General features: G+C 60.9%; 9 protein-coding genes, 2 tRNA genes and 1 rRNA gene. All 12 read right to left on the minus strand.

The features are described 5' to 3' along the window. Window positions 1-59: 59 nt before the first annotated feature. The 12 genes from ACDI39_RS12910 to mrcB all read right to left on the minus strand — a co-directional run bounded on the left by ACDI39_RS12910 (window position 60) and on the right by mrcB (window position 12,246). Window positions 60-135: transfer RNA gene (locus ACDI39_RS12910), tRNA-Ala, on the minus strand. Window positions 136-160: 25 nt separating this feature from the next. Beyond that, window positions 161-237 (minus strand) — tRNA-Ile (locus ACDI39_RS12915). Window positions 238-319: 82 nt separating this feature from the next. Next, window positions 320-1,856, minus strand: a 16S ribosomal RNA gene (locus ACDI39_RS12920). Window positions 1,857-2,420: 564 nt separating this feature from the next. Next, on the minus strand, window positions 2,421-3,032 hold the full coding sequence (gene msrQ / locus ACDI39_RS12925; RefSeq protein WP_225790218.1) for a protein-methionine-sulfoxide reductase heme-binding subunit MsrQ: 612 nt from the start codon (window positions 3,030-3,032) through the stop codon (window positions 2,421-2,423). After that, the gene (gene msrP, locus ACDI39_RS12930; protein WP_225790219.1) at window positions 3,032-4,045 is read right to left on the minus strand and encodes a protein-methionine-sulfoxide reductase catalytic subunit MsrP; all 1,014 of its coding nucleotides are present in this window, start codon (window positions 4,043-4,045) and stop codon (window positions 3,032-3,034) included. The genes msrQ and msrP overlap by 1 nt, the downstream gene beginning before the upstream one ends. 77 nt (window positions 4,046-4,122) lie before the next feature. Next, complete coding sequence (gene pssA / locus ACDI39_RS12935; RefSeq protein WP_225790220.1) at window positions 4,123-4,968, minus strand: CDP-diacylglycerol--serine O-phosphatidyltransferase; 846 nt, start codon at window positions 4,966-4,968, stop codon at window positions 4,123-4,125. 148 nt (window positions 4,969-5,116) lie between these two features. After that, window positions 5,117-6,133 (minus strand): ketol-acid reductoisomerase, encoded by a 1,017-nt coding sequence (gene ilvC / locus ACDI39_RS12940; RefSeq protein WP_225790221.1) that lies wholly within the window; start codon window positions 6,131-6,133, stop codon window positions 5,117-5,119. A 59-nt stretch (window positions 6,134-6,192) separates the two neighbouring features. Continuing rightward, a complete protein-coding gene (ilvN, locus tag ACDI39_RS12945) occupies window positions 6,193-6,684 on the minus strand; it encodes an acetolactate synthase small subunit (RefSeq protein WP_225790222.1) in 492 nt (163 codons plus the stop codon). Window position 6,685: 1 nt separating this feature from the next. Beyond that, on the minus strand, window positions 6,686-8,410 hold the full coding sequence (locus ACDI39_RS12950) for an acetolactate synthase 3 large subunit (RefSeq protein WP_225790223.1): 1,725 nt from the start codon (window positions 8,408-8,410) through the stop codon (window positions 6,686-6,688). Between the two features lie 407 nt (window positions 8,411-8,817). After that, entirely contained in the window at window positions 8,818-9,150 is a 333-nt protein-coding gene (locus tag ACDI39_RS12955) for a YqcC family protein (protein ID WP_225790224.1), read from the minus strand. Beyond that, window positions 9,147-9,896 (minus strand): tetratricopeptide repeat protein, encoded by a 750-nt coding sequence (locus tag ACDI39_RS12960; RefSeq protein WP_225790225.1) that lies wholly within the window; start codon window positions 9,894-9,896, stop codon window positions 9,147-9,149. Before ACDI39_RS12960 ends, ACDI39_RS12955 begins: the two co-directional genes overlap by 4 nt. 28 nt (window positions 9,897-9,924) lie before the next feature. Then, window positions 9,925-12,246 carry a penicillin-binding protein 1B gene (gene mrcB / locus ACDI39_RS12965; RefSeq protein ID WP_486538840.1) on the minus strand — a complete coding sequence of 774 codons (2,322 nt, stop codon included), beginning with the start codon at window positions 12,244-12,246 and terminating at the stop codon, window positions 9,925-9,927. Between the last annotated feature and the right edge of the window lie 66 nt (window positions 12,247-12,312).

Genomic DNA, 12,312 nt, shown 5'->3' on the forward strand with positions numbered 1-12,312 from the left:
TCAGAAATCAACATTCATTCACGAATGCTCATTTCTAAGTTCTGCAGGTAACGGCAACATGGTGGAGCCAAGCGGGATCGAACCGCTGACCTCCTGCGTGCAAAGCAGGCGCTCTCCCAGCTGAGCTATGGCCCCGTATACAGGCTGCACCACAACAAATTGGTAGGTCTGGGCAGATTTGAACTGCCGACCTCACCCTTATCAGGGGTGCGCTCTAACCAACTGAGCTACAGACCTATCACAGGGTCGCGTCACATCGTCTTCTTCAAGGAATCAAGCAATTCGTGTGGGTGCTCATCAGCAGGCTGATGTCTTCGATTAAGGAGGTGATCCAGCCGCAGGTTCCCCTACGGCTACCTTGTTACGACTTCACCCCAGTCATGAATCACACCGTGGTAACCGTCCTCCCGAAGGTTAGACTAGCTACTTCTGGTGCAACCCACTCCCATGGTGTGACGGGCGGTGTGTACAAGGCCCGGGAACGTATTCACCGCGACATTCTGATTCGCGATTACTAGCGATTCCGACTTCACGCAGTCGAGTTGCAGACTGCGATCCGGACTACGATCGGTTTTGTGAGATTAGCTCCACCTCGCGGCTTGGCAACCCTCTGTACCGACCATTGTAGCACGTGTGTAGCCCAGGCCGTAAGGGCCATGATGACTTGACGTCATCCCCACCTTCCTCCGGTTTGTCACCGGCAGTCTCCTTAGAGTGCCCACCATGACGTGCTGGTAACTAAGGACAAGGGTTGCGCTCGTTACGGGACTTAACCCAACATCTCACGACACGAGCTGACGACAGCCATGCAGCACCTGTGTCAGAGTTCCCGAAGGCACCTCTCCATCTCTGGAAAGTTCTCTGCATGTCAAGGCCTGGTAAGGTTCTTCGCGTTGCTTCGAATTAAACCACATGCTCCACCGCTTGTGCGGGCCCCCGTCAATTCATTTGAGTTTTAACCTTGCGGCCGTACTCCCCAGGCGGTCAACTTAATGCGTTAGCTGCGCCACTAAAATCTCAAGGATTCCAACGGCTAGTTGACATCGTTTACGGCGTGGACTACCAGGGTATCTAATCCTGTTTGCTCCCCACGCTTTCGCACCTCAGTGTCAGTATCAGTCCAGGTGGTCGCCTTCGCCACTGGTGTTCCTTCCTATATCTACGCATTTCACCGCTACACAGGAAATTCCACCACCCTCTACCGTACTCTAGCTCGCCAGTTTTGGATGCAGTTCCCAGGTTGAGCCCGGGGCTTTCACATCCAACTTAACGAACCACCTACGCGCGCTTTACGCCCAGTAATTCCGATTAACGCTCGCACCCTCTGTATTACCGCGGCTGCTGGCACAGAGTTAGCCGGTGCTTATTCTGTTGGTAACGTCAAAACAGCAAGGTATTCGCTTACTGCCCTTCCTCCCAACTTAAAGTGCTTTACAATCCGAAGACCTTCTTCACACACGCGGCATGGCTGGATCAGGCTTTCGCCCATTGTCCAATATTCCCCACTGCTGCCTCCCGTAGGAGTCTGGACCGTGTCTCAGTTCCAGTGTGACTGATCATCCTCTCAGACCAGTTACGGATCGTCGCCTTGGTGAGCCATTACCCCACCAACTAGCTAATCCGACCTAGGCTCATCTGATAGCGTGAGGTCCGAAGATCCCCCACTTTCTCCCGTAGGACGTATGCGGTATTAGCGCCCCTTTCGGAACGTTGTCCCCCACTACCAGGCAGATTCCTAGGCATTACTCACCCGTCCGCCGCTGAATCCATGAGCAAGCTCACTTCATCCGCTCGACTTGCATGTGTTAGGCCTGCCGCCAGCGTTCAATCTGAGCCATGATCAAACTCTTCAGTTCAATACTGCTTGGGTTTTTAAGTAACCCTAAACTTGGCTCAGCAATCTCAAATGACTATGTGATTTCTCATATGGCCACTTGTGATGCTGATAATCTTGGCGACTATCAGTCCGTACTCACAAGCACCCACACGAATTGCTTGATTCGATTGTTAAAGAGCGTTTGGTCAAGAGCGTTTCGTCTCAACCGAGGCGCGCATTCTACGCTTTCCTCAGAGTCTGTCAAGCGTTTGTTTTGAAGTTTTTCGTTTCACTTCAACCACTTGACTCGCTGCGATCGCTCGTAGCGGGAGGCGAATCATACAGCGTTACCGCCTGCTGTCAACTGCCTTTTGCACCGCTGCCGATCGAAGGACCGAAGCCCTTCCGACACTACCTGAAGCGTTCAACTCGTTGAATCTCAAGGAGTTTTTCGTTTCGACTACGTCGGAAGTGGGGCGCATTATAAGGGGATTCGAAACCCCGTCAACCGTTATTTTCATAAATCCTTAATAAACTTCAACAATATGCCCGAGCGCATCGCCGGCAAGCCGGCTCCCCGGGCTCAGCGCAATCCAGGCAGTGCTTATGCCGCCCTACCCCGCCGCCCGAACAAGCGGGGCACACGTCGCCAGACCGCCGGAATCCGCAGCACCAACAAAAAACTCCCGATAGCGGCATACAGCACCCACTCCTTCAGGTCGGAACGCACCACCCACAGGAAATGCAGCAATCCCAACCCCAGGATCACGTAGACGAGCTTGTGCAACGTCTTCCAACGGGCGCCCAGACGCCGCTGGCTGTAGCGGTTGGAGGTGACGGCCAACGCCAGCAGCCCGAGAAAACCAAGGGCGCCGACGATGATATAGGGGCGCTTGCGCAACTCCACGCCCAACTGCCCCCAATCCAGCCCCAGGATGAACACCATGTAGGCCGTCATGTGCAACACGATATAGGCAAAGCACCACAGGCCGAGCTGCCGGCGCACGACGATCCAGCCCGACCACCCCGTCAACCGCTGCAAGGGCGTCATGGCAAGGGTGACCAAAAGAAAGATCAGCGCCCCCAGCCCCAGGCGATCCACCAGGATCTTTCCCGGGTCCGGGCCGAGCAGGTCCATCGCCGCCTCGTACAGCCACCAGGCGGGAAAGAAACACCCCACCAGGAAGATCGCCAAGCGAAACCAGGGGTAGCGCATCAGTAGTGCTTCCGCAGGTCGAGCCCGGTATACAGCGACGCCACTTCATCGGCATAGCCATTGAACATCAAGGTATCGCGCACATTGGGGCTGAACAGGCCACTGGGCAAGCGCCGCTCCCGGGCCTGGCTCCAGCGTGGATGATCGACCGTCGGGTTGACGTTGGCATAGAAGCCGTACTCATCGGGCGCCAGGCTCTCCCAGGTGGTCCGCGGCTGATCCGCTACCAGGCTGATGCGCACGATCGACTTGATGCTCTTGAACCCGTACTTCCATGGCACCACCAGGCGCAGCGGCGCACCGTTCTGGTTGGGCAGCTCCCGGCCATACATGCCCACCGCCATGATCGCCAGCGGGTTCATCGCCTCGTCCAGGCGCAAGCCTTCCACGTAGGGCCAGTCGATCAGGGCGAAGCCTGAGCGCTGCCCGGGCATGTTCTGTGGGTCCTGCAGGGTCTCGAAGCGCACATAGCGCGCCCTGGAGGTCGGCTCGACCTGCTCGAGCACCGCCGCCAACGGAAAGCCCAGCCAGGGAATGACCATCGACCACGCCTCGACACAGCGCAGCCGGTAGATGCGCTCCTCGAGCTGGTGAGGCTTGACGAAGTCTTCGAGCGCATAGCGTCCGGGCTTGCCGACCTCGCCATCGACCACCAGACTCCAGGGCTCGGTCTTCAGGCTGCCGGCATTGGCCGCCGGATCGCCCTTGTCGGGCCCGAACTCATAGAAGTTGTTGTAGTGGGTGGCATCCTTGAACGGCGTGATCGCCTCGTCCTTGACCGTCACCGCCTGCCAGCGGGTATCGCCGAGCTTGTCGATGAACCAGCCAGGTGCGGCACCTGGCGCGACATCGGCATAGCGCGACGCCTCGACCGCCTGCGCGATGCCCGGCAACGTACCAAGGGCCAACCCGGCCAGGGAACCACCGAGCAGGGTGCGCCGGGAAAGATAAAGACCTTCGGGGGTGATCTCCGACCCTTTGCAGTCGGACGATCTGGGAAGCTTGATCAGCATGACGGCTCCACAGCACAGGTGACGGATGTACCAGTAAGACTATGGAGCCGGCAGGTTATTGCATCATTAAATCGTTGTCAGGCTTTGCGACGGCGCAGCAGGTACTGCACGGGGCCGGAGATCGCATAGCCGAGGAAGATCAGCAGCAGGATACGTGGCGGGTCGCTGAATACCACGGCGAACACCAGCACCACGGCCAGGATCGCCACGAACGGCACACGGCCCTTGAGGTCCAGTTCCTTGAAGCTGTTGTACTTGATGTTGCTCACCATCAGCATGCCGGCGGCAGCCACCAGCAAGGCCACCAGGAACGACAGCTTCGAGCCCTGGATACCGTAGTCGCTGAACGCCCACACGATACCGGCGACCACGCCTGCGGCTGCCGGGCTGGCCAAGCCGATGAAGTAGCGCTTGTCGGCGGTGCCGACCTGGGTGTTGAAGCGCGCCAGGCGCAGCGCGGCCCCCGCCACATAGATGAAGGCGACCATCCAGCCGACCTTGCCCATGTCGCCCAGGGCCCAGACGAACGCCAGCAATGCGGGCGCCACGCCGAAAGCGGCCATGTCCGACAGCGAGTCGTACTCGGCGCCGAACGCGCTCTGGGTGTTGGTCATGCGCGCCACGCGGCCGTCCAGGCTGTCGAGGACCATGGCCACGAAGATGGCGATCGCGGCGAAGGCAAAGTACTTGCTCGCCTCGCGCGGATCGCCCGCGCTGAGATAACCATGGGCGCTGATGGAGCTGACGATCGAATAGAAGCCGGCGAACAGATTGGCGGTGGTGAACAGGTTGGGCAGCAGGTAGATACCGCGGTGCCGGACCTTGCGTCCTTCGGCGTCGTGCCCTTCCTCGATGTGTTCATCGACAGGTAGCAGGCTTTCGGCGTCGGAGGGCTTGTTCGGCTCTTCGGGACGTTCGCTCATGAAAAATACCTTGCAGGATGGAAAATGTTCGACATGGGCTTGCGAAACAGGTGCTGACAGCAAGCCGTTGGTCGCTTTATACCAGAAGCGGGGCGCGTAAACGAAAAAACGCGGCCGAAGCCGCGTTTTTCATCTCGCCGGACCAGGATCAGTTCTTGGTCTTGTCGACGATCTTGTTGGCCGAGATCCAAGGCATCATGGAGCGCAGTTGCTCGCCGATGACTTCGATGCCGTGAGCGGCGTTGTTACGACGCTTGGCGGTCATCGATGGGTAGTTGGTAGCACCCTCGGAGATGAACATCTTCGCGTACTCGCCGTCCTGGATGCGCTTCAGAGCGTTGCGCATGGCCTTGCGGGATTCTTCGTTGATGACCTCTGGGCCCGTGACGTACTCACCGTACTCGGCGTTGTTGGAGATCGAGTAGTTCATGTTGGCGATGCCGCCTTCGTACATGAGGTCGACGATCAGCTTCAGCTCGTGCAGGCACTCGAAGTAGGCCATTTCTGGCGCGTAGCCCGCTTCGACCAGGGTTTCGAAACCGGCCTTGACCAGCTCGACGGTACCGCCGCACAGAACGGCCTGCTCACCGAACAGGTCGGTCTCGGTCTCGTCCTTGAAGGTGGTTTCGATGATGCCGGTACGGCCACCGCCGACGCCAGCGGCGTAGGACAGCGCGACGTTCTTGGCGTTGCCGGAAGCGTCCTGGTAGACAGCGATCAGGTCAGGGATACCGCCGCCCTTGACGAACTCGGAGCGAACGGTGTGGCCCGGGGCCTTCGGCGCGATCATGATGACGTCGAGGTCGCCACGCGGCACGACCTGGTTGTAGTGGATCGAGAAGCCGTGGGAGAAGGCCAGGGTAGCACCCTGCTTGATGTTCGGCTCGATCTCGCTCTTGTACAGGGCGCCCTGGAACTCGTCCGGGGTCAGGATCATGACCAGGTCGGCAGCGGCGACGGCGGTAGCGACGTCGGCGACTTTCAAGCCATGGGCTTCTGCCTTGGCGACGGTGGCCGAACCTTTACGCAGACCGACGGTAACGTCCACACCGGAGTCCTTCAGGTTGCACGCCTGGGCGTGGCCCTGGGAGCCGTAACCGATGATGGCGACTTTCTTGCCCTGGATGATCGAAAGGTCGCAGTCTTTGTCGTAATAAACTTTCATGAAATACCCCTGTTATATCTCGGCTCACGGAGCCATCACTGATTCTTGTCTTGCAGTATTCAGATGCTGAGCACTTTGTCGCCACGGGCGATGCCGGTGACGCCGCTGCGCACGGTTTCCAGGATCGACGCGGTGCCGATGGCCTGGATGAAGCTGTCCAGTTTGTCGCTGGTACCGCTGAGCTGCACGGTGTACACGCTGGAGGTGACATCGACGATCTGGCCACGGAAGATGTCCGTGGTGCGCTTGATCTCGGCGCGCTGGGCACCGGTGGCCTTGACCTTGACCAGCATCAGTTCGCGCTCGATGTGAGCACTTTCCGACAGATCGACCAGCTTGACCACTTCCACCAGCTTGTTCAGGTTCTTGGTGATCTGCTCGATCACTTCGTCATGACCAACGGTGGTCAGGGTCAGGCGCGACAGGGTTGGATCCTCGGTCGGCGCCACGGTCAGGCTTTCGATGTTGTAGTTGCGCTGGGAGAACAGGCCGACCACGCGAGACAAGGCACCGGGTTCGTTTTCCAGCAGCAGGGAAATGATGTGCCGCATATCAGGTACGCTCCGTCTTGCTCAGCCACATGTCACGCATCGAGCCGTCCTTGATCTGCATCGGGTAGACGTGCTCGGTCCTGTCGACCGCGATATCGATGAACACCAGGCGGTCTTTCATCGCGAAGGCCTCTTCCAGCTTCGGCTTGAGATCCTTCAGGCTGGTGATGCGGATACCCACGTGGCCATAGGCCTCGACCAGCTTGACGAAATCAGGCAGCGACTCCACGTAGGAGTGCGAGTGACGACCGTTGTAGGACATGTCCTGCCACTGGCGCACCATGCCCAGCACACCGTTGTTCAGGTTGACGATCTTCACCGGCAGGTCGTACTGCATGCAGGTGGACAGTTCCTGGATGTTCATCTGGATGCTGCCTTCACCGGTCACGCAGGCCACGTCCTGGTCGGGGAAGTTGAGCTTGATGCCCATCGCCGCCGGGAAACCGAAGCCCATGGTGCCCAGGCCACCGGAGTTGATCCAACGGTTGGGCTTGTTGAAGCGGTAGTACTGCGCCGCGAACATCTGGTGCTGGCCCACGTCGGAGGTGATGAAGGCATCGCCGTTAGTCACTTCGCAGAGGGTCTCGATCACGGTCTGCGGCTTGATCATGCTGCCGTCGCCCTTGTCGTAGGGGAACAGGCCGCGATCGCCGCGCCATTCGTCGATCTGCTTCCACCAGGCATCCAGCGCCGCCTTCTCAGGCTGCTCGCCGATTTCCTTGAGGATGGTCAGCATCTCGTTCAGCACGCTCTCGACCGGCCCGACGATCGGCACGTCGGCCTTGATCATCTTGGAGATCGACGCAGGGTCGATATCGATGTGGATGATCTTGGCATTCGGGCAGAACTTGGCCGGGCCGTTGACCACACGGTCATCGAAGCGCGCGCCGACCGCGAAGATCACGTCGGCATGGTGCATGGCCATGTTGGCGGTGTAGCTGCCATGCATGCCGAGCATGCCGAGGAACTGACGATCGGTACCCGGGAAGCCACCCAGACCCATCAGGGTGTTGGTGACCGGCAGGTTCAGCGACTTGGCGATCTCGGTGAGGGCTTCGGAGCCACCGCCGAGAACCACGCCGCCGCCGGAGTAGACCACCGGGCGCTTGGCCGCCAGGAGCATCTCGGCCGCCTTGCGGATCTGCCCGGAGTGGCCCCGAACGGCCGGGCTGTAGGAACGCAGCTTGACCTTCTTCGGATAGACGTATTCGAACTTCTCGGCCGGGTTGGTCATATCTTTTGGAATGTCGACCACGACCGGGCCGGGACGGCCGGATTGCGCCAGGTAGAAGGCTTTTTTCAGAACTTCCGGGATTTCCGAGGCATGCTTGACCATGAAGCTGTGCTTCACGATCGGCCGGGAAATACCAATCATGTCAGTTTCCTGGAAGGCATCGGTGCCCACCATGGTGCTGGGCACCTGGCCGGACAGGATGACCATCGGGATCGAATCCATGTAGGCGGTGGCAATGCCAGTGATGGCATTGGTCGCGCCTGGGCCGGAGGTCACCAGCACCACGCCGGCCTTGCCGGTGGCACGGGCGTAGCCGTCCGCCATATGGGTGGCAGCCTGCTCGTGGCGAACCAGGATGTGATTGATCTCCGGTTCCTTGAACAGGGCGTCGTAAACATGAAGGAGAGCACCACCAGGGTACCCGTAGATGTGCTTAACGCCTTCGTCACGCAAGAAGCGGACGACCATCTCAGCGCCAGATAAAAGCTCCACGTTGTTCACCTCTAAAACGCCAGAATACCGCCCACGCGGGCGGGTCTTAATAGGTTTACTGCCAAGCAGAGCATGAGCGAACGTCAGCACTGACTGAGCAAGTATTGGGATCGCCCCAGAGTGTTGCGGGGTCTTCCCACCCAGCGCGAGGTAACGCGTTGCGGGGTGTAACGAGTCGGCGCGGGTGTGCGCCTCATGATCTGCTTAGCGGGTCTGCTTCTGGCAGTCCCCCTACAGCGGAAACTGGATTCTTCTGATTCGCCGCGCGCAAGTCAAGAAAAATTATTGCCAATTTTCACCCAGGATGAATTCCTGCCACCACGAAAAAGGTAGCCAGCAGCAGAAAAATAAAGATTTCCACAAAAAAGGGCCACAATCTGCGGCCCTTGAAGGAAAAAGAGAAGAAATCAGGCGGAAGGGCTGATCAATTGGTCGAACGCTGCCAGCAGGCGCCGCAGCTCACGACTCTCTTGCGGACGATCGACGAACACCGTTTCGGCCATGACCAGGATGCCGGACGCATTGGGCAGGGGATCGCCGTGCTCGAGGATGAACTTCATGCGCGGCAGGAAGATCCATTGCAACCACTGCTCGAAGCTCATGGTATCGACCGCGAAAGGCGCCACGCTGGCCAGCGCCTGCTCGCTCGGCGGTTCGGCGCTCCACCAGCCCTGGACCTGCAGCTCGCGCTCGATCAATAGCAAATGATCGGCGATATCGAGGATGCGCTGTTCCATCACAGTTTGACCTGCGCCTTCTGCCGCGCCAGGGCGGCACCGGCGCTGTCGCCCTGCTTCTCGCGGGCCTGGGCGATGGTGTTCCACAGCTCGGCCTGCAAGTCGGGACGACCGTTGGCGTAAGTCAGGGCGCGTCGCGCCAGTTGCTCGGCCTGCGCCGCATCCCCTTGCGCCAGGCGTACCTGGGCCAGGCGGAACAGCACCTGCGGCTCGCGCGGGGCGATGCGCTGGGCGCGCTCCAGGCTCGAGGCCGCACCGTTGAAATCACCACCACCTTGCTGTTGCTGAGCGGTGGTCAGCAGCGCCAGAACCGGGCCGTCGAGCTGCTCGTCGGCCGCCAGGCCGCCACTGGAGACGTTGCCCGACGGAATGCCGGTCGGGGCGCTGGATGGACTGGGCGCGCTGTTCATCGAGGCGATGTCGAACGGCTCGTCGGCAACCGGGTTGGGGTTGGTCGTGATCGGCCCGGTGCTGATCGGTGCGGCGCCGCTGCCGGCCGGGAAAGCCTGGATCGGCGTGGAGCCCGTGCCCTGCGGGATCATCACGGTCACCCCGGAGTCCTCGGGCAGCGACTGCGCCTGGCTGGTGCCACCGCTGGTCGGATAGGTCGCGTTACGGTTGGCCGAGACGCGCTCACCGTTGGATACCGGGGAGCCCGAGTCGACCACTGGAATATTGCCGCGCGGCACGCTGGCACAGCCGTGGAGCACAGCCAGCGCCGCCAAGGCAGGAAACCACCACTTGTTCACTTCACACCTCTTCAAATGCAGCCTGTGCTCAATTCATCCAGCCCTTGACCCAGTCCATGACCGACTCGGCCGGATTCTGCTCGCCGCCACAGGCAGCCCCGGCGGGCGGTTCGCTCCCCTGAATATACGGCATCTGCACCGCCCCCGGACAGCTGCGGTTCGAACCCTGCCCGCTATACGGATCGATCCAGGCCTGCACGACATTGTCCGGCTGCGGCATGTCCAGCGGCAGCGGGTCTGCCTTGCGCATGAAGCTGGTCCAGACTTGCAAGGCACCGGTGGCGCCGGTGAAGGGGGTCTTGCCGTTGTCGTCACGGCCCAGCCAGACCACCGCCAGCAGGTCCTGGCTGAAGCCGGAGAACCAGCTGTCGCGCGAGTCGTTGCTGGTGCCGGTCTTGCCCGCCAGGGTCAGGGAGCGAGGCAGCACGTTGTAGACCGAGCGCCCAGTGCCTTCGCGCATGACCCGCTGCATGGCGTTCTGCACCAGGTAGATGGCCCCCGGATCGAAGGTCTGCTGGATCTGGAACGGATAGCGCTTGAGCGGCTCGCCCTCGGCGGTGAGCACGCTGCGGATGCCCCGTATCGGGGTGTTGAAACCACCATTGGCGATGGTCTGGTACATGGTCGCGACCTGCATCGGCGACATGCCACCGGCCCCCAGCAGCATCGATGGGAACGCCGGCCAGTCGACGTCCACGCCGAGCCGGCCAATGGTCTTGATCACATTGGGCACCCCTACTTCCAGGCCGATCTTGGCGGTGGACAGGTTGTAGGAGTTGGCCAGCCCCTGGTACAGGTAGATGGTGCCGTGGGGACGGCGGTCGTAGTTCTGCGGGCGCCACACCTGGCCGTTGGCCCCTTTCACCGAGAACGGCTCGTCCTGCACCCAGCTGGTCAGTGTGTAGCGACTCGGTTTTTCCAGAGCCGTCAGGTAGACCGCCGGCTTGACCAGCGAGCCGATCGGCCGCACCGCGTCGATGGCACGGTTGAAGCCAGCGAAACCGGACTGACGGCTGCCGATCAACGCCTGGACCTCGCCGGTTTCCGGATTGGTCACCACCATCGCCGACTCCACGGCCTCGGCGCCCTTGCGCCCGGCCAGGCGCTTGAACGTCTCGCTCATGGCCGTCTCGGCCTTCATCTGCAGGATCGGGTCGAAGCTGGTGAAGATGCGCAGGCCTTCTTCGGTCAGGTCTTCGTCGCGGTAGTCCTGGCGCAGCTGACGCTTGACCAGGTCGAGGAAGGCCGGGAACGAGCTGTCGGCCAGGCTGCCGCGCTTGGTCACGCCCAGCGGCATCTTCTTCGCCGCATCGACCACCGCCTGGCTGGCCACGCCCTGCTCGGCCAGCAGGTCGAGCACCAGGTTGCGACGGGCCAGGGCGCGCTCGGGATAGCGGCGCGGGTTGTAGTAGGACGGTCCCTTGACCATGCCCACCAACAGGGCGATCTGGTGCAGCTTGAGCTCCGACAGCGGCTGGCTGAAGAAGAACTGGCTGGCCAGGCCGAAGCCATGCACCGCGCGCTGGCCATCCTGGCCGACGAAAACCTCGTTGAGGTAGGCCTCGAGGATCTCGCGCTTGTCGTAGTGCAGTTCGAGCAACACGGCCATCATGGCTTCGGTCAGCTTACGGCTGAGGCTGCGCTCGTTGGTCAGGTAGAAGTTCTTGACCAACTGCTGGGTCAGGGTACTGCCGCCCTGGCGCATGGAACCCGACGAGGTGTTGACCCAGGCAGCCCGGACGATGGACTTGGGCGAGACACCGAAATGGCTGTAGAAGTCGCGGTCTTCCACGGCCACCAGGGTTTCCAGCAGGTACGGCGGCACCTGGTCGATCTTGATCAGGATGCGGTCTTCGAGGTTCTTCGGATAGATGCCGCCGATCATCAGCGGCTCCAGGCGAACCACATCGAGCTTGCCGCCGTTGGCCCCGGACAGGCCCGCCACGTAGTCACCGGAGAAGCGCACACGGACGAACTGCGCCGGCTCCATGCCCTCGTAGAACTGGAAGCCGCGGGTATTGAGCTCGACGGTATTGCCGTTGACCGAGGCGGCGCCAGGGCCGTTGGCGGCGTTCTCGCGACGATAGCCAAGGGCATCGAGCTCGGTGAGGAAGTCGTTGCGGCTCAGTTTCTGGCCGACGAACAGCTCCAGCGGCCGGGCATACACCTTGGCCGGGATGGTCCAGCGCTTGCCGGAGAACTTCTCCTGGACGACGGCATCGAGGTAGATCGCAAAGCCGGCGACCACGACCAGGCCGACCAGGCTGAGCTTCAGGGCCCAGCCCAGCCAGGCGCGGGAGCGGCCACCGGGGCGTTTCTTGGGGGTACGGGGATTTCGGGTACGAGTCATGGCGGCGGATTATACGCACTTTGCAAGGGCTGGTGGCCTGTGGGCCGATTCGGACAACCGCGTACG

The organism is Pseudomonas sp. Tun-23181 (genome assembly GCF_057415455.1).